The organism is Enterobacter sp. ECC-219 (assembly GCF_043966805.1).
GTDB classification, from domain to species: domain Bacteria; phylum Pseudomonadota; class Gammaproteobacteria; order Enterobacterales; family Enterobacteriaceae; genus Enterobacter; species Enterobacter cloacae_N.
In genome coordinates, this window is sequence record NZ_CP143680.1 from 3,272,249 (window position 1) to 3,290,557 (window position 18,309).

The following is an 18,309-nucleotide window of genomic DNA, read 5'->3' on the forward strand; positions in this document are numbered from 1 at the left end:
TTTTGCTGATTTAACCGTCAGCGCCCAAAACCGTGATTTGCCTTAAGGGCCATTATTCGTCAAGCACAACCGTCATTTTCTATGCCGCAAGAAATCGGCGCTTTTAGCGTCTCTTCCTCCGTTTGGTTGCTTCCTCATTTCGTTAAAGTAACGGTGTGAAGAAGTATATGGGATCAAATCGTGGCAAAAACTCTTTTACGCAGCGGTAATCTGGATGATTTTCAGGCCGTTGGCGGCGGCGGACAGGCCGTTTTTGAATCAGCGTTACAAATCCGGGAAGCGCTCCGGTTGCGCAAACAGCAGGCCATTGTGGACTGTCTGGCTATTCCTCAGGTCAACGACAGCGGTGACCGCGTGGACTGGTACTCTCCTGTTGAAGGGAGCGTAACCAGCTGGAAAGCGGCCGATGAAGATGACCGCTATCGCGCCCTGCGCTATCTGGAAAATACGCTCGCCAGCGTGGAGTCGTTAAGTAAGAAATGCCTACAGTCGCCTAAAACCGCGCAGCAGCTTTTTGGTTCTCTGCTGTCGAAGGCGTTTCAGTTCCCGGGTGAAAACTTCCTCTTCCTGGTAGACGGAAAGCCGGTCATCAGCTTCTGGGGGTTTGTAAACCTGAACGAAAATGCGCGCGACGATGTCCTCGACTGCCTGCGCGAATCGCTGATCCCCGAGCCCGCGCCCGTTGTGATTGAAGATCCCGAGCCGGAGCCTGAGCCCCAGCCCGTTATCAGCTTTGAAAAAGCAGACGAGCCGCTGGTAGCCCCTGTCGCCGCCGTGCGCATTACGCCGGAAGAACTGTATGAGCCGGAGCCCGCGCCGGTTGTTGCGCAACCTGCCCAGGAGCCTGCGCCTGTTGCCGTCACGAAAAAGCGCCGCGTCCCCCTGTGGACGCTGCCGGTTGCCGCCGTGATTGTGGCAGCCGTTGCCGCGCCGCTGCTGTGGCCAAAACCGTCACCTTCCGCTGAGCCCGTACCGGCGCCAGCACCTGAGCCCGTGGCTATTGCACCACAGCCGATTAAAGCGGTGGAGCCGCTGGCCATGAATTTACCGCTGCATCAGGCTGAAGTCGTAGCAAGTAAAGAAAAAGAACCCGCTCCTGCGCCTGAAGCCGCGCCGGTGGTGATTGTTCCAATCCCGAAAGATGCCATGGTGATGGAAGCCAGTCAGGTGAAAGCCGGGTCAACGCGCTTCCTGAACGGTACCTGGCGAGCGGTTCTCGACGTGAAAGATCCGGTCACCGGCAAGCCGCCGTCCATGCGCTATCAAATCCAGAACAATAAAGGTTTCGCCCGCATCGTGCACGGCGACAACGTTGTCTGCCGCGCGGAGATCTTCTCCGGGCTGCACAGCAATGGAGAGCTGATGATTAAGAGTCGCGGCACCGCCCGCTGCACCGACGGTTCCCGCTACCCGATGCCGGAAGTCGCCTGTAAAGCCGGGACCAGCGATATCGCAGAATGTCGCGCGCGTTATGATGCCAACACCGTCGTCCCACTGACGTTCAAGAAAGCAGGTGCCTGATCCTATGCTGGTAAATCTTTGCGACTATAAACAAAGCGTCACGCTTATTGCCAACAGCGGCGTGCAGTTCCTGGATTTCGGTCTGACGCCGCAGGACACCGCCAGCAACGGACGCTTCGTACGTAAAACCGCGAACGGCCCCCTTTTGCGACTCGATTTCGACCTGGTGAACGGGCGCTATACCCTGCCGGGGACGAACGGCGGGCAGCCTGAAGTGGTTAAACCGGAAACGACGATCCCGCTGCATCAGTCCCTTGCCGTGCTTGACGGCGTCTGGCTTCCCGTCCCCTTCCTGCGCTTTAACCCGCCGCGGACCTTTGTGGAAGGACCGGATAACTGGGCGCGCGTTCAGGTGCGCAAGCTCGATAAGCCCGACACGGCAGGCAACACGCACCGCGTCACCCTCGCGCTCGACAGCCAGATCGCGGAGCATGCTACCTCCGCCCTGTCGCCGGTTGAAAACGATATTCTGAACGGAACCCGCTTTGCGCTGGCCTGGCGGGATAATGAGGTTGAAAGCTTCCTTGACCAGACCTGGATTGACGGCTGGCTGCGCGAGGCGTTTACCCAGTATGCCGACGGCGTTGAAAACCGCTCTGAACGAGACCTGCATCAGGCAATGCGCAGTTTTGAATATCAGGCCCACTGGCTCAATCTGCTGACCATGCTCGGTGAACAGCTCACCGTGCCGGAAGTGAAATTTGTCACCCATACGCTCAGCACGCCTGCCATTCCGGTCGACCTGATCCTCGACGTGGGCAACACCCATACCTGCGGCGTGATTATTGAAGACCACGGTGATGCAAACGATGGGCTTCGGCAAACCGCCGAGCTGCAGGTTCGTTCGTTAAGCGAGCCGCAGTTCCTCAACGAGCCCCTGTTCACCAGCCGTCTTGAGTTCTCCGAAGCGCGCTTTGGCAAACAGCACTTCTCGGTGGAAAGCGGTCGCGAAGATGCGTTTGTCTGGCCGTCGATTGTTCGCGTGGGTGATGAAGCCCGCAAGCTGGCGATGCAGCGTCTGGGAACCGAAGGTAACAGCGGCATCTCCAGCCCGCGTCGCTACCTGTGGGATGAAACACCGGTCGTGCAGGACTGGCGCTTTAGCCAGATGAACGGCAAAACCCAGCGTGAACCGCTCGCCACGGCGTTTCCGCTGATGAACCTGATGAACGATGACGGTGAACCGCTGTTTACGCTACCGCAGGACGAACGGCTGCCGGTCTTTTCGCCGCAGTACAGCCGCAGCACGCTGATGACGCACATGCTGTGCGAGCTGCTGGCGCAGGCGCTGGGTCAGATCAACAGCGTCGCCACGCGCCTGCGGCTGGGCTTCCCGGCCTCGCCGCGCCAGCTGCGCACGCTGATACTGACCCTGCCCTCGGCTATGCCAAAGCAGGAGCGCGAGATTTTCCGTCGCCGCATGTTTGAAGCCATTGCCATCGTCTGGAAAGCGATGGGCTGGCATCCGCAGGATGAAGATTTTGCTACCCGCAAGCAGCAGGAAAAAAGCGTGGTGCCGGTCCCTGAGATCCAGATGGAGTGGGATGAAGCCAGCTGTGGTCAACTGGTCTGGCTGTATAACGAAGCGATCTCCCGTTTTGGCGGCCAGACGGAAGCTTTTTTCGCCTCCCTCGCCCGCACGGATCGTGAACCAGAGCCAGGGGTGCTGCCGGGCCGCGCATTACGCGTCGCCTCTATCGACATCGGCGGCGGCACCACGGATATGGCGATCACCCACTACCAGCTTGATGACGGCTCCGGTAATAACGTCAAAATTACCCCGCAGCTGCTGTTCCGCGAAGGGTTTAAAGTGGCGGGCGACGATACCCTGCTGGACGTGATTCAGCGCTATGTCCTGCCCGCCCTGCAAACGCAGCTGCAGAAATCCGGCATTGCGGACGCCTCGCTGCTGATGGCGTCGCTGTTCGGCGACTCCGGACGTATTGATACCCAGGCGGTACTGCGCCAGCAAACGGCGCTTCAGCTCTTTATGCCAATTGGCCACGCCATTCTTTCCGCGTGGGAAGCCAGCGACATTGACGATCCGCTGGCGGGCCTGCATGCCACCTTCGGCGATCTGCTGCCGCAGAAGCCGACCCGCAACGTGATGAATTATCTCCAGCAGGCGATCGATCATGCCCTGCCGGCGGGCTCAGAAGCCTTCGACCTGTTCGCCGTGCCGCTGCACGTGAATTTCCGCGAAATGCAGGATGCAATGCTGGCCGGTCAGTTTACGCTGACCTCGCCGCTCCACGCTGTGTGTGAAGCGATTTCCCATTACAGCTGCGATATTCTGCTGATCACCGGGCGTCCAGGCTGCCTGCCGGGCGTTCAGGCGCTGATTCGTCACCTGCAGCCGGTGCCGGTTAATCGCATCGTCTGGCTGGATAAATACCAGGTGCACGAGTGGTATCCGTTCAGCCAGCAGGGGCGCATAGGCAACCCGAAATCGACCGCCGCAGTGGGGGCCATGCTCTGCAGCCTGGCGCTCGATTTGCGTCTGCCGCGCTTCAACTTTAAAGCCGCGGACATTGGCGCGTATTCCACCGTGCGTTATCTCGGCGTGCTGGATAACACCGTCAATACTCTGCGCGAGGAAAACGTCTGGTATCAGGATATCGACCTGGATAAGCCTGGCGCGAAGCTCGACGCGCGTCTGCACTTCCCGCTGCGCGGCAACGTCACCCTCGGCTTCCGCCAGCTGGCAAACGCGCGTTGGCCCGCTACGCCGCTTTATACGCTCAGCATCAACTCGGCTGAGCTGGCAAAAGCGATTGCCGGCGACGGCGTGTTGAACGTGCGGCTTAAGCTCTGCGGCGGCAGCAAGCAGGAGGGCCCGGAGGCCTTCGAGCTGAGCGATGCCTGGCTACAGGACGGCACGCCGGTGGCGCCTGACGCGTTAACCTTCAAACTGAATACTCTGGCCGATCGCCGACACAGCGGCAGCCACTATTGGATCGACAGCGGGAGCGTATACCTGAAATGACAGCGACGACGACCACCACTCAGGCCTTAATCGAGTGGATTAACGAGACGCGCCTGAACGCCCCTGTGCTGGATAACGATGCTGACGCCCTGCTTGCTCGCATCAACACGGCGCAGGCGCGGGAGCAGGCCATTGAACGCGCCCTGACCCGCCGTAGCAGCATTGGGCTTTACGGTCATTCTCAGAGCGCCAAAGCACACCTGCTGCTGTCGCTGTGCGGCAGCGGTAACGGGCGCCTGAACGTGACGCCGGGCCAGCGCACCTTTGACTATTTTTCGCATATCAATCCGGGTCATGCCCTGACCAACATGGCCGTGCGCTTCACCCGCGACATCCCGGAGGTAGCGGATGAGGCGTTTCCGCTACGTCTGAGCCTCGTCACCGAGGCCGAACTGGTACAGCTGTTTATTGCCCGCACGACGCTGCACCCGCAGATGCGCGCGGTGGATAAAGCGGTCATTGAGACGCGTCTGGAGAAATGGCGCGGCCTGCGCCAGCCGCAGGGCGTGCCCGGCATCACCGCTCAGGAAGTGGGTGCGATTGCCCGCTTCTGGCAAAGCACCGTACCCGCCGCAAAACAGCAAATTGACGATGCCCTGTGGCATGAATTTGCCCAACTGGTGCCATCGCTCGATCTCAGCACCCGCGCCAGCGTCTGGTCGCTGCTGTGGGGCGAGCAACAGGAGTTAACCCAGCAGTGGCTGAAGCTTGCCCACGTGCTGCATCAGACCAGCCATGCCAGCGAGCTGGCTGCGCCGCTGAGCCTGCTGGTGGACAGCTTTGGCCTGCCCGGCGAAGGCTTCCTGACGCACGGCACCTTAACCCAGCAGGAGGCTCAGGAGACGCTGCTGCATCCGCTGAACAACGGTGAAATGCTCAACGCCATCAGCATCCCGGTCGACGTGCTTGCCTTCCTGACCCGCGAGCTGGCCTTGCCGGTTGAGAACGGAGCGCTGGATAATGTTGATATCATTGACATTCCGGTCTTTGAAGACCGCAGTGCCGATCCTTTAGTACAGGCTAAATGCCAGTGGTTGCTTGAACATTACCGCCAGCAGCTCCAGCCGGATGTGCTGGTGATCTGCAATGCGACGGCGCAGCACGAGCAGACTGCCCAAAAAGCAAAATTGTTAACTAACTGGGTAAAAGAGACCCAGCCTGCCGAGGAGTCTGCCCTGCCGGGTCTGGTGTGGGCGATCACCCCGCATGACGCTCGCTTCACCACCCGACAGAATCTCGATGAAGCCGTACAGCATCTGCTTGGCAAGCCTGGCCTGCGCTGGGGAACACTGCAGGCGCTGGACAGCCACAGCATGCAGCGCGTCATTGAGTGGTTGTCTCAGGCTACGCTACCCGCACAGCGGCAGAAGCGTCTCGGCACGCTGAAAAACCTGCTGCGGCAGGAGATCGCGTCGCTGATGCAAAGCTACCTGGCGCCGCTGGTTGAGGAACCGGGTACGCGACGCGCTCAGGCCGAAAACATGGTGCGCACGCTGCAAAGCAGCGCTGCCCGTCACGGCGAGCTGCTTGAGGGCCTGCTCCCGCCGCTGAAAGCCTTTGAAACGCTGCTCGCCGTTCAGCAGCCGCGCGAGGAGCAGGTGAACGGACTGTTTACGGACACCATCGATCTGTTCGCTGATAACGCCCAGGAAAGCGCAGGACGATTCCAGACAAAAGACAACGCGCGTCTGGCGCACAAAGTATGGATAAATCATCTGCGCCAGTGGAGCCGCAATGAAGCTACGGCCGCCCGTCTTGGGCTGGAGCCTGCGGTACTGCAGCAAATCGCGGATGTGCTGGTGGTAACCAGCTATCGGCTTAATCTGCCGCAACAGCTTCAGCGAATTGTCGAAGCGGATAAAAGCAGCGCGGCGCAGCTGCACGCCGTGATGGGGAATTTCGTTGGCTGGCTGGGTTACGATCAGTCACCTGCAGCAGAGCGCCCAGCAAGCCGCATCCGCAAAGGTCAGGCAATCTTTGTTACGCCCGTCGTCAGCAGTGACGCACCGCGCCTGACGCGCCTGGGGGAACAGCCGGTCCATGCAGCCACCGCGTACGTTTACGACTGGCTGGTCGCACTCTATAGCCGGGCAATAGAGAATATTGATTATCAGCATCCGCATGATGTTCAGCCTGACGCACGTCGGGCACTACGGACTTTAATCATGTAACCGCCTTTTTTGCCGGGTGGCGCTGCGCTTACCCGGCCAACATTCCGCAACGATAATAAACTGCACAATAATCACGCCGCCATACACTCGGCTAACGTCTTTGCCAGTGCGGACGGGTTTTCCCACGACATGGAATGCCCCGCCGCAGGGATAATTTTTACCTCAACGCCCTTCTGCTTCAGATTGTCTACATCATCATCCGGCAGTGAGAGCTCACCGAAAATCAACGTTACCGGGCAAGGCAGCGACAAAAATTGGATTTCCCAGTCCGGCTCAACGCCCGCCACCAGGCTCGATGCGCCCCGCCAGACGGCATATGACGCGTTACTCTTCAGGCACCCTGCCCACGCGGTGGTTTCTGAGCCGAGCATGGCGTTATAGCCCTGCTCCAGAAACTGTTGTTCAGTTTGCGCTGCAATAGATCGGCTGAACATGCCCCCGCCCGCATGAAAATTGGGCTCTGACACCATCAATCCCTTTATGCGTGCTGCCAGCAGCCCCGCCGTTTCGATAGCAATACTGCCGCCCATGCTGTGGCCATATAGCCAAAAGGCATCCAGCTGAAGATGGTCAATCAGTTCCGCCACAACGCGTGCCTGGTCGGTGGTTTTATAGCTGTAATGGTCAGGTTTATCGCTGTAACCGCTGCCGGGCAAATCGATGAGAATCGCTCTGCGCGCGCCAAACAGCGGGTCACAAACGACGCGGGGATATTCATAGGAAGAGGCGCAGCCCAATCCGTGGATGAAGACTACGGGATCGCCAGAGCCGGGCAAATCATGCCAGCGCACGATGCAACCCGCATGCTGCGAGTAAAAACTGTTCATAAGCACTCCTTTTACGATGCACTGTTTATTTATACAGTCATCATAACCGGAATGCCATATTCATCGTTTAAAAATGGAAGGATGCTTCAGAAAAGCGAGACCAGCAGCGCAACGGGGAAACTCATCGGCCAGGTCGATCCTACCAGAAACGCGCTAAGCAGGCGAATGCGCTTGCGATCTTTAGAAAGGAACCAGGTAATTAATGCGCAGATGGAAGCCATGATTGCGTAAAAAACCAACATCTTTTGATACAACGTCATTCTGTATACCAGAGCCGAAAAAATAACCGCACGCAATATGCGTCATATGTTGACACAGATCAAGTTTTTTCGTTACAGAATAACCACTTAAAAATTACGGATAATAACAATTGAGTATCTTGTGTAACACTCATAGTGAAAAACAGGAAGGCCTGGCCGCACAAGCGACCAGGCAAGATGGGCCTAGTGTTTGATCATGACATGCCGCACGACCGTATAATCCTCAAGCCCGTACACCGACATATCTTTGCCGTAGCCGGATAACTTCATGCCGCCGTGCGGCATTTCGCTCACCAGCATAAAGTGGGTATTCACCCAGGTGCAGCCGTACTGCAGGCGCGCGCTCAGGCGATGGGCGCGGCCCACGTCTTTGGTCCAGACCGATGACGCCAGGCCGTACTGCGAATCGTTCGCCCAGGCCAGCACCTGCGCCTCGTCGTCAAATTCAGTAACGCTCACCACCGGGCCAAACACCTCTCGCTGAACAATGGCGTCGTCCTGCTTTGCCCCCGCCAGCAGGGTTGGCTGGAAGTAGTAGCCCGCCCCCTCTTTTTTGCTCCCGCCCGTGACAACGCGAATATGGCCGAGCGCTTTCGCCTCATCGACGGCCTGACAGACGCGTGAAAGATGGGCAGCCGAGCTGAGCGGTCCCAGTTCGGTAGAGGCATCGTCCGGGACACCCATTTTAAGGCTGGCAACCGCTGCGCCCAGCTTTTCCACCAGTTGGGCATAGATGCCCTTCTGAGCATAAATACGACAGGCCGCCGTACAATCCTGCCCGGCATTGTAGAAACCAAACGTCCGCACCCCTTCGACAACCGCATCCAGGTCGGCATCATCAAACACGATAACCGGCGCTTTACCACCCAGCTCCATATGGGTGCGTTTAATGGAGGACGCGGTATGGCCGATGATATGTTCCCCGGTAGCAATTGACCCGGTCAGTGAGACCATACGGACTTTCTCATGGCCGGTAAGCGGGTCGCCCACCGTTTTACCGCGACCAAACAGGACGTTCAGAACGCCTGCCGGGAAGATATCTTTTGCCATCTCTCCCAGCTTCAGCGCGGTCAGCGGTGTGATTTCTGAGGGCTTAATCACCACGCAGTTCCCTGCCGCCAGCGCGGGGGCCAGCTTCCAGGCCGCCATCATCAGCGGGTAGTTCCAGGGGGCAATAGAGGCAACCACGCCCACCGGATCGCGGCGGATCATAGACGTGTGCCCGTCAAGGTACTCACCGGCTGCCAGCCCGTTCAGACAGCGGGCGGCCCCGGCAAAGAAACGGAAAACGTCGACCACTGCCGGAATTTCATCGCCCAGCACGCAGTGCAGCGGCTTGCCGCAGTTGAGGGATTCGAGCCGGGCAAAGTCCTCCCCATGCGCTTCAATCGTATCCGCCAGCTTCAGCAGGCACTCGGCGCGGGTTTTCGGCGTGGTTTGCCCCCATGCCGCAAAAGCACGGTCGGCCGCCTGAACCGCCGCGTCGACCTGTACCGCTGACGCTTCAGCAATCTCCAGCAGTACCTCTCCGGTGGCCGGGTTATAGACCGGCTGTTTTTCTCCCTCTCCGGTTACCAGTTTTCCCTCTATCAGCAGTTGTGTTTGCATAGCATTGTCCTGTTGAAATCACTGTTATTTCCCGCTGCCGGCGATGTTCTCGCCATCGCGGGTTAGCCACCAGGCTCCCAGAATGGGGATAGTTGTCACCAGCATCACCAGCAGTGCTACGACGTTGGTGACCGGCACGTCGCGCGGACGCCCGAGCTGGTTGAGCAACCACAGCGGTAACGTGCGCTCGTGTCCCGCCGTAAACGTTGTGACGATTATCTCGTCAAACGACAGGGCAAACGCCAGCATTCCCCCGGCCAGCAGCGCGGAACCCAGATTGGGCAGCACCACATAGCGGAAGGTTTGCCATCCGTCGGCCCCGAGATCCATCGACGCTTCCACCAGGCTCCAGGAGGTGCGTCTGAACCGGGCAATCACGTTGTTAAACACCACCACCACGCAGAAGGTGGCGTGCCCAACCACGATGGTGAAAAATCCCGGTTCCAGGTTGATTGTTTTGAAGGCCGTCAGCAGCGCCAGGCCGGTGATGATCCCCGGTAACGCAATCGGCAGCAGCAGCAACAGCGAGATCGCGTTCTTACCAAAAAACTCGCTTCGCCACAGCGCCGCTGCAGCAAGCGTGCCAAGCACAAGGGCTATCGCGGTGGATAGCGCTGCAATCTGAAGTGACAACGTCACGGATTCAATAATATCGCCGCGACCCGCCGCCGCGCTAAACCACTTCAGCGTCAGCCCCTGCGGCGGAAAGCTGAAGGCCGCGTCTTCGGTATTAAAGGCATAGGTCGCGATAATCAGCAGCGGGAAGTGCAGGAAGATAACCCCTCCCCAGGCGGCCACTTTCAGGAACAGCGGTGCGCGTTCAGAGTGCATCGAATGCTCCCAGACGCTTCACGAACGCCAGATAGAGTGAAATCAGCACGATGGGCACCAGCGTGAACGCGGCGGCCATGGGCATATTGCCAATGGCACCCTGCTGCGAGTAGACCATGTTACCGATGAAATAGCCCGGCGGGCCTACCAGCTGCGGAACGATGAAATCCCCCAGCGTCAGGGAAAAAGTGAATATTGAACCTGCCGCAATACCCGGGATCGCCAGCGGCAGAACGACGTAGCGAAAGGTCTGGCGCGGCAGCGCGCCGAGGTCAGCTGAGGCCTGCAGCAGCGAGGCAGGCAGACGTTCCAGCGCCGCCTGGACCGGCAGGATCATAAACGGCAGCCAGATATAGACGAAGACCAGAAACCGTCCCAGCCCGGAGGTGGACAAGGTGTTGCCGCCAATCGCGGGTAGCGTAAGGATCGAGGTCAGGATCGGCTCCAGCCCCATATGATTAAGAAACCACTGCGCCACCCCGTCCTTCGCCAGCAGCAGCGTCCAGGCGTAGGCTTTGACGATGTAGCTTGCCCACATAGGCAGCATCACGGCGATATAGAAGAATGCTTTCCACCTGCCGCGGGTGTATCGCGCCATGTACCAGGCCATCGGGAATGCCAGGATGGCGCTGGCAATTGTCACCGCAATCGCCATCGTCAACGTGCGCAGGATAATGTCGTAGTTTGCCGGGTTGAAGAGCGCCTGAATGTTCGCCAGGGTCAGATCCGGCGTGACGGCCATGGTGAAATCGTCAAAGGTGTAAAACCCCTGCCACAGCAGGGTAAGAAGCGATCCCAGATAGACGATGCCAAACCACATTAGCGGCGCGAGCAGGAGCAGGAACAGGCCGAGCGACGGTTTACGCCAGAACAGAGCCGTCACGCGGCTTACGCGGCTGCAGGAGGCGGGAGGATGCGCAACGCTCATAGCCATTTCACCTCTCCTCGTGCAGGCGAATCATCGCCTCGCGTGACCACGACGCCGTGACCGCCTGCCCCGGCGCAATGCCGCTCAGCGGCGAAGTTTCACTGAGGTTGGCCTGGCTTACCAGCAGTTTGGCACCGTCGGCGAGCTTCAGCTCCAGCCGCGTGGCGGCCCCCTGATACTGAACGGCCTGCACGACGCCCTGAACCTGAACGTCTCCGCCCTCATTAAGGCGAATATGTTCCGGACGCAGGGAATAGCTGCCTTCCATGCCGCATATTTTCTGCGCCAGACCCGCATCGAAGACGTTAGAGGTGCCGACAAAACCGGCGACAAACGGCGTGCGCGGACGCATGTAGAGATCGCGCGGGGTGTCCACCTGCTCGATGCGCCCGTTATTGAACACCGCGACCCTATCTGACATGGATAGGGCCTCGCCCTGATCGTGGGTGACAAAAATAAAGGTGATGCCGAGTTCCTGCTGAAGCTTCTTCAGCTCGAACTGCATCTGTTCCCGCAGCTTGAGATCGAGCGCGCCTAACGGCTCGTCGAGCAGCAGGACGCGCGGTTCATTCACCAGCGCCCGGGCAATGGCAACACGCTGGCGCTGGCCGCCGGAAAGCTGCGAAGGCTTGCGGGCGACGGCAAAGCTCAGGCCCACTTTTTCCAGCGCATCACGGGCCTGCGCATGGCGTTTTTTCTTGTCGATGCCTTTGACCATCAGCCCGTAGGCGACGTTATCGAGGATCGACATGTGTGGGAACAGCGCGTAGTCCTGAAAGACGGTGTTCACATCCCGCTCCCAGGGAGGCAGTTCGCTCGCCTCTTTACCGAAGATAGAAATCGTGCCGCCTGACAGCTGCTCAAAGCCGGCAATCAGACGCAGGCAGGTGGTTTTGCCGGAGCCAGAAGGCCCCAGCATGGAGAAAAATTCCCCGTCATGAATCGCAATGGTGACCCCATCCACCGCCCGCACGTCGCCGTACAGCCGGGAAACATTGTTAAACTCTACTGCGTACGTCATGTTCAGCTCCCGGACGATTAACGGCCGCCCATAATGGCGATGTAATCCTGCGTCCAGCGGCTGTAAGGTACATATTTACCGCCTTCCGCGATGGGGGTTTTCCAGAACATGATTTTGTCAAAATAGTTATGGCCATTGGTTGCGCAGCCCTTGTCGCCCAGCAGCGTGCTGGCCTTACATCCTTCAGCCACGACGGGCAGCGAGCCAAACCATGCCGCCAGATCGCCCTGCACTTTCGGCGTGAGCGACCAGTTCATCCATTTGTAGGCGCACATAGGGTGTTTTGCCTGCGCGTGCAGCATGGTGGTATCCGCCCAGCCGGTTACCCCCTCTTTCGGGAAGACGGTGGCAACGGGCTGGTTTTCAGCCTTCAGGGCATTCGCCTGATACGGCCAGGCGCTGGAGGCTACGACGCCTTCGTTTTTGAAGTCGCTCATCTGGACGGTGGTGTCATGCCAGTAGCGGTGGATCAGCGCATGCTGGTCACGAAGCACCTTGAGCACGGCGGCATACTGTTGTTCAGTGAGCTGGTACGGGTCGCTAATACCCAGCTGCGGCTGCGTGGCTTTAACGAACAGCGCGGCATCGGCGATATAAATCGGGCCGTCGTACGCCTGCACGCGTCCCTGATTGGTTTTACCGTCCGGCAGATCCTGTTTGGTAAAGACTACGCTCCAGCTGTCCGGCGGCGTCGGGAAGGTTTTGGTGTTGTACATCAGCAGGTTTGGCCCCCACTGATACGGCGTGCCATAGACCTTGCCGCCTACGTTAAACCACTCGCCCTTCACGATGCGCGGGTCGAGGGTTTTCCAGTTAGGGATAAGCTCGGGGTTAATCGGCTGAACGCGTTTGCCCATGATCAGGCGCAGGGAGGCGTCACCTGAGGCGGTGACCAGGTCATATCCGCCTTTTGCCATCAGGCTGACCATTTCGTCGGACGTGGCCGCCGTTTTGACGTTGACCGCACAGCCGGTCTCTTTTTCAAACTGGGTGACCCAGTCATAATTTTTATCCGTCTGTCCGCGTTCGATGTATCCCGGCCAGGCGATAATATCCAGACGACCTTCCCCGTCGCCGATGGCCTTTGGTGGTTCTGCGGCTTGCGCGGTCATGATAGTCATGCCGAGCGCGCACAGGCTGCTGCGGGCAAATTTTTTGCTCATAAGGGTTACTCCTGTCGCAATGAAATTTAGCGGCAGCCGTGCCGTAAAAATATCTCCCTTATTAAACGTAGACCGCACGTATGCGCCGCACCGTTCGGCTTAAGGAAATTTCATCAAGGTGTGACCGAGGACGCATTCCCCGTTAACTGGATTATAGACAAGGAGTTAGACGCGAAGGCCGGTATGCAGATTTCATATGATACGGCACCGAAAAATATTCGCCGTGCCGTCGTCAGGATAAGAAATGATTATTTAAATAACGAGGGAAGGATTATTCCAGCATCGTGCTAATTAATTTACCTAACTGAATGACCGCCTGCTCTTCCCGCTCGCCCCATGCCCAGGACGTATTAAAGCGGAAGAACGGCGTCCACGCGTCAGAGGTGGAAAACATCTTTCCAGGCGCAATGCTGATGTGGTGCGTTAAGGCCTTTTCGCTGAGCAGGCCCGCGTCCAGCTGCGCCGGAAGTTCCAGCCATAAAAAGTAGCCGCTGTCGTTGTGGTGAATTTTGACGCCGGCAGGCATATGGCGCAGAAGTGACTGCCAGGCCTGCTGTTTCCGCTCGGCGAGCGTGCGTCGCAGGCGGCGCAGATGGGCGTCGTAGCGCTTGGTCGCCAGGTAGTCCACCAGCGCCAGCTGCATGGGAGAACTGGTTGATAAGGTGCTCATCAGCTGCAGCTGCTGAATGCGTCGCGCGTGTTTTCCTGCCGCCACCCAGCCGATGCGAAAACCGGCCACCAGGCATTTTGAAAAGGAGGAACAGTGCAGCGTCATCTCCTCCCGGTCCCAGGCTTTCGCCGGAAGGGGTTTTTCCCGGCCAAAATAGAGCTCGCTGTAGACATCGTCCTCGATCAGGGTGACGTTGTGCTTCGTCAGGAGCGCGACCAGACGCGCTTTTTTCTCCGCGCTCAGCGTAAAGCCAAGCGGGTTTTGGCCGTTAGTCATGAGCCAGCAGGCTTTTACCGGGTAGTCGTTCAGCGCCTGTTCCAGCGCATTCAAATCAATACCCTCCCGCACGTCTGTGGCGACCGACAACGCTTTTAGCTTAAGGCGCTCCAGCGCCTGCAGCGCGCCGTAGAAACAGGGGTTTTCGACAATCACCCAGTCTCCTGGCTCTGTCACCGCCTGCAAACTCAGGTTCAGGGCTTCAAGGGCGCCTGCGGTAATGACAATTTCGTCCGGCGAGATGTTCATCCCCTGCTGCGCGTAGCGGCGCGCAATGGCGTGACGGAGTTCAGCGTTACCGGGCGGCAGGTTCTCAATCACGCTCATTGCGGTAGCGGTTTTACTGACGTTTGCCAGCGAGCGGTTGAGCTGCTGAAGCGGGAAAAGTCGGGGGTCGGGAAAGGCGGAAGCGAAAGGAACAACGGACGGATCGCGGCTGGCCTGTAAGACCTCGAAGATATAGGTGTTGATATCTACCGCTTCATCACGCATCACCTGGGCAGGCGGCGCAGGCTGTTGTGCGGTCGGGCGCGAGGCAACGTAATAGCCCGACTGCGGCCTGGCGACAATGCGCCCCTGGCTTTCCAGCATCTGATACGCGTGGCCAACGGTCATAAAGCTCATGCCGCTGCTTGCCACCTGCTCTCGCAGGGAAGGCAGCTTATCGCCCGGCAGCCATACGCCAAGCTCAATCTGCGAGATAATTTGTTGCGCCAGACGCTGGTATTTTTTCATCAGATTCTCCTTATTGCCGACAGTGTATATCAGCAGGAGAAAAAGAGAAGATTTTGCTAACTGTTATAGTCTGGAAGATGAATTACTTACGGTATTCGGTCACGTGGCTCTGAGCAGAGCGTGCGGCGGCCAGGTGGTCGAGCGTAATCATCGGCGATTTGCAAAAAATGCATTTCGCGCCAAACGGGTTTTTCTCAGACACGTCAAAGGCTGAGGTACGGTACTGCGAACCATGGCAGCATGGGCAGCGAAAATGGATATAAGAAGTCATAGGATTCTCCTGAAACGTAAAAACGTAAATTACTAATGGGCCGATTGGGCATAATGGTTTTAAACAAAACTAATCGGAATGTAGATAAAGACCCAAGAGAGGCTGCGGAGAGGCACAACGTGATGAGAACTGCTTTATAAAACTACGTCAGATATTTATTTGGACTCAAAACCAGATGACCATTAACGCACGGCGGTGACGACATAGCAAGCAGTTTAATGCGTAAAAATCATAAAAAGAATATTTTTATTCCACAACTGCGAGGTATATCAGATGGCTAAAGGGTGAAATTTACGCTAACTGTTATGGTTAAAATTCGCTTTTCTGCGTCTGCTCCTCCGATCTTTGCCCCTATACCATAACAGCACACCGTTTGACATTGAGGCTGTGCATGTTTGGTTTAGATGCTTTTCACCTTGCACGGATACAGTTTGCCTTCACCGTATCCTTTCACATTATTTTCCCTGCCATCACCATCGGCCTGGCAAGCTATCTTGCCGTGCTCGAAGGGCTGTGGCTGAAAACAAAAAATCCGGTCTGGCGCTCGCTGTACCATTTCTGGTCGAAGATTTTCGCCGTCAACTTTGGCATGGGCGTGGTCTCCGGGCTGGTGATGGCCTACCAGTTTGGCACCAACTGGAGCGGCTTTTCACAGTTTGCGGGCAGCATTACCGGCCCGCTGCTGACCTATGAAGTGCTTACCGCCTTCTTCCTCGAAGCCGGGTTCCTCGGCGTGATGCTGTTCGGCTGGAATAAAGTGGGGCCAGGTCTGCACTTCTTCTCCACCTGCATGGTGGCGCTGGGCACCATTATCTCCACCTTCTGGATCCTCTCCTCGAACAGCTGGATGCAGACCCCGCAGGGCTACGAGATCGTCAATGGTCAGGTCGTGCCGGTGGACTGGTTCGCCGTGGTATTTAACCCCTCCTTCCCCTACCGCCTGCTGCATATGTCGATTGCGGCATTCCTGAGTAGCGCCCTGTTTGTCGGTGCATCCGCGGCATGGCACCTGCTGCGCGGGAATAATACCCCCGCCATCCGGGCGATGTTTTCGATGGCGCTGTGGATGACGCTGGTTGTCGCCCCCCTCCAGGCCCTGGTTGGCGATATGCACGGGTTGAACACCTTAAAGCACCAGCCCGCCAAGATTGCCGCCATTGAAGGCCATTGGGAAAACCCGCCGGGCGAGCCTACCCCCCTGCTGCTGTTTGGCTGGCCGGATATGGAGCAGGAGCGCACTCGCTTTGGACTGGCGATCCCGGCGCTGGGTAGTCTTATCCTGACGCACAGCCTGGATAAACAGGTCCCTGCGCTCAAAGAGTTTCCAAAGGAGGATCGCCCTAATTCCACCATCGTTTTCTGGTCGTTCCGCATTATGGCGGGCTTAGGGATGCTGATGCTGCTGCTTGGGGTAGCGGCGCTCTGGCTGCGTTATAAAAAGCGGGTTTATTCTTCACGTCCGTTCCTGTGGTTTGCGCTGCTGATGGGACCATCCGGGCTGATTGCCATTCTGGCCGGATGGGTCACCACCGAAGTGGGCCGCCAGCCGTGGGTGGTTTATGGGCTTCAGCGAACGAAGGATGCGGTTTCTGCCCATGGCGATCTGCATATGAGCGTGAGCCTGCTGGCCTTCTTCGTCGTCTACACCTCGGTATTCGGCGTGGGCTACAGCTATATGGTGCGCCTCATCCGAAAAGGGCCACAGCCGTATGAATCATTCGCCACCGAGGCCGACGGACGCCCGACACGCCCGCTTTCTGCCGTCACAACTGAACAGAAGGAGCAGCCATAATGGGTATCGATCTTTCCATTATCTGGTTTGTCATCATCGTCTTTGCCACGTTGATGTATATCGTCATGGACGGGTTTGATCTGGGGATCGGTATTCTGTTCCCGGCAACGCAAAACGCCGACGATCGCGACGTGATGGTCAACAGCGTCGCGCCGGTCTGGGACGGCAATGAGACCTGGCTGGTGCTAGGCGGTGCTGCCCTGTTCGGCGCGTTTCCGCTGGCCTATGCGGTGATCGTTGATGCCCTCACTATTCCACTGACGTTAATGCTGATCGGACTTATTTTTCGCGGTGTGGCATTTGAGTTTCGCTTTAAAGCCACGCCGGCCCACCGTCCTTTCTGGGATAAGGCGTTTATTGGCGGTTCCGTTCTGGCGACCTTTACCCAGGGCGTGACGGTGGGTGCCGTCATTAACGGCTTTACCGTGACAGGCAGGGCCTATACCGGCGGCCCCTTTGACTGGTTTACCGCGTTCAGCCTGTTTTGCGGCGCGGGTCTGGTGGTGGCCTACGCGCTGTTAGGCTCGACCTGGCTGGTGATGAAAAGCGAAAACGCACTACAGCAGCGGATGCGTGAGGTGTCGAAAACGCTGTTAATCGTGCTGCTGGCGTTTATCGCGGCGATCAGCCTCTGGACGCCTCTGGCGCACCCGGCCATCGCGGCGCGCTGGTTTACGCTGCCGAATCTGTTTTATCTGCTGCCGGTCCCTGCCCTGGTCGTCATGTTTAGCCTCTACCAGTGGCGCTGCCTGAGTAATCCTGATAGCCATACTCGTCCGTTTATTCTGACGCTGGGGCTGATCTTCCTCGGCTTTAGCGGGCTTGGGATCAGCATCTGGCCGCATATCATACCGCCGTCAATCACCCTGTGGCAGGCCGCCGCCCCGACGCAAAGCCAGGGCTTTATGCTGGTGGGCGCGCTGTTGATCATTCCCGTCATTCTGGTCTACACCTTCTGGAGCTACTACGTCTTTCGCGGCAAAGTTCAGCCTGGGGAGGGTTATCACTGATGCAACAACCTGTCTGGAAAAGATTGCTGTGGCTGGCCATTATCTGGGGCGGCAGCGTACTGGCGCTGGCAGCGGTCAGTATGCTCTTCCGTATGCTGATGACGGCTGCCGGGTTTAAATCTCATTAAACTTCATTCCGGGCAGCCCTGCGTTGCCCGGCACCACCCCGCACTTTCAGATAAACCCCATTAACGCACCGCAGAGTATCGTTACACTGGTAAAAGATTCACAGAATTTAT

General features: G+C 57.9%; 15 protein-coding genes. 6 read left to right on the forward strand and 9 right to left on the reverse strand.

From position 1 onward, the window contains the following. The first annotated feature begins 180 nt into the window (after positions 1-180). The 3 genes from V1603_RS15500 to V1603_RS15510 are packed head-to-tail and all read left to right on the forward strand — an operon-like array spanning position 181 to position 6,678. On the forward strand, positions 181-1,521 hold the full coding sequence (locus V1603_RS15500; protein ID WP_395312912.1) for an SrfA family protein: 1,341 nt from the start codon (positions 181-183) through the stop codon (positions 1,519-1,521). Positions 1,522-1,525: 4 nt separating this feature from the next. Next, entirely contained in the window at positions 1,526-4,507 is a 2,982-nt protein-coding gene (locus V1603_RS15505) for a virulence factor SrfB (RefSeq protein ID WP_395312913.1), read from the forward strand. Next, positions 4,504-6,678: a virulence factor SrfC family protein gene (locus V1603_RS15510; protein WP_395312914.1), complete on the forward strand. Its 2,175-nt coding sequence runs from the start codon at positions 4,504-4,506 to the stop codon at positions 6,676-6,678. The genes V1603_RS15505 and V1603_RS15510 overlap by 4 nt, the downstream gene beginning before the upstream one ends. 71 nt (positions 6,679-6,749) lie before the next feature. On the opposite strand, the gene V1603_RS15515 is transcribed toward V1603_RS15510, so the two are convergent. The 9 genes from V1603_RS15515 to V1603_RS15555 all read right to left on the reverse strand — a co-directional run bounded on the left by V1603_RS15515 (position 6,750) and on the right by V1603_RS15555 (position 15,268). Beyond that, on the reverse strand, positions 6,750-7,505 hold the full coding sequence (locus V1603_RS15515; protein WP_395312915.1) for an alpha/beta fold hydrolase: 756 nt from the start codon (positions 7,503-7,505) through the stop codon (positions 6,750-6,752). Positions 7,506-7,591: 86 nt separating this feature from the next. Further along, positions 7,592-7,765: a GhoT/OrtT family toxin gene (locus V1603_RS15520; RefSeq protein WP_013096478.1), complete on the reverse strand. Its 174-nt coding sequence runs from the start codon at positions 7,763-7,765 to the stop codon at positions 7,592-7,594. A 183-nt stretch (positions 7,766-7,948) separates the two neighbouring features. Beyond that, positions 7,949-9,373, reverse strand: coding sequence for an aminobutyraldehyde dehydrogenase (gene patD / locus V1603_RS15525; RefSeq protein WP_395312916.1), 1,425 nt, complete (start codon positions 9,371-9,373; stop codon positions 7,949-7,951). Positions 9,374-9,397: 24 nt separating this feature from the next. Then, positions 9,398-10,204: an ABC transporter permease gene (locus V1603_RS15530; RefSeq protein ID WP_166711343.1), complete on the reverse strand. Its 807-nt coding sequence runs from the start codon at positions 10,202-10,204 to the stop codon at positions 9,398-9,400. Next, positions 10,194-11,132 carry an ABC transporter permease gene (locus V1603_RS15535; RefSeq protein ID WP_395313993.1) on the reverse strand — a complete coding sequence of 313 codons (939 nt, stop codon included), beginning with the start codon at positions 11,130-11,132 and terminating at the stop codon, positions 10,194-10,196. Before V1603_RS15535 ends, V1603_RS15530 begins: the two co-directional genes overlap by 11 nt. A gap of 7 nt (positions 11,133-11,139) precedes the next feature. After that, a complete protein-coding gene (locus V1603_RS15540) occupies positions 11,140-12,153 on the reverse strand; it encodes an ABC transporter ATP-binding protein (protein WP_395312917.1) in 1,014 nt (337 codons plus the stop codon). 17 nt (positions 12,154-12,170) lie between these two features. Beyond that, the gene (ydcS, locus tag V1603_RS15545) at positions 12,171-13,316 is read right to left on the reverse strand and encodes a putative ABC transporter substrate-binding protein YdcS (RefSeq protein ID WP_395312918.1); all 1,146 of its coding nucleotides are present in this window, start codon (positions 13,314-13,316) and stop codon (positions 12,171-12,173) included. Positions 13,317-13,587: 271 nt separating this feature from the next. After that, on the reverse strand, positions 13,588-14,997 hold the full coding sequence (locus V1603_RS15550) for a PLP-dependent aminotransferase family protein (RefSeq protein ID WP_116339607.1): 1,410 nt from the start codon (positions 14,995-14,997) through the stop codon (positions 13,588-13,590). Positions 14,998-15,079: 82 nt separating this feature from the next. Then, positions 15,080-15,268 carry a hypothetical protein gene (locus V1603_RS15555; RefSeq protein ID WP_058654517.1) on the reverse strand — a complete coding sequence of 63 codons (189 nt, stop codon included), beginning with the start codon at positions 15,266-15,268 and terminating at the stop codon, positions 15,080-15,082. A gap of 391 nt (positions 15,269-15,659) precedes the next feature. Here V1603_RS15555 and V1603_RS15560 point away from each other — a divergent pair, with 391 nt between their 5' ends. Genes V1603_RS15560 through V1603_RS15570 form a run of 3 tightly spaced genes read left to right on the forward strand, consistent with a single transcriptional unit; the run spans position 15,660 to position 18,198 of the window. Then, complete coding sequence (locus V1603_RS15560) at positions 15,660-17,060, forward strand: cytochrome ubiquinol oxidase subunit I (RefSeq protein ID WP_116339604.1); 1,401 nt, start codon at positions 15,660-15,662, stop codon at positions 17,058-17,060. Beyond that, a complete protein-coding gene (gene cydB, locus V1603_RS15565) occupies positions 17,060-18,070 on the forward strand; it encodes a cytochrome d ubiquinol oxidase subunit II (RefSeq protein WP_116339602.1) in 1,011 nt (336 codons plus the stop codon). Before V1603_RS15560 ends, cydB begins: the two co-directional genes overlap by 1 nt. After that, the gene (locus V1603_RS15570) at positions 18,070-18,198 is read left to right on the forward strand and encodes a DUF2474 domain-containing protein (RefSeq protein WP_008501283.1); all 129 of its coding nucleotides are present in this window, start codon (positions 18,070-18,072) and stop codon (positions 18,196-18,198) included. Before cydB ends, V1603_RS15570 begins: the two co-directional genes overlap by 1 nt. Positions 18,199-18,309 lie beyond the last annotated feature (111 nt).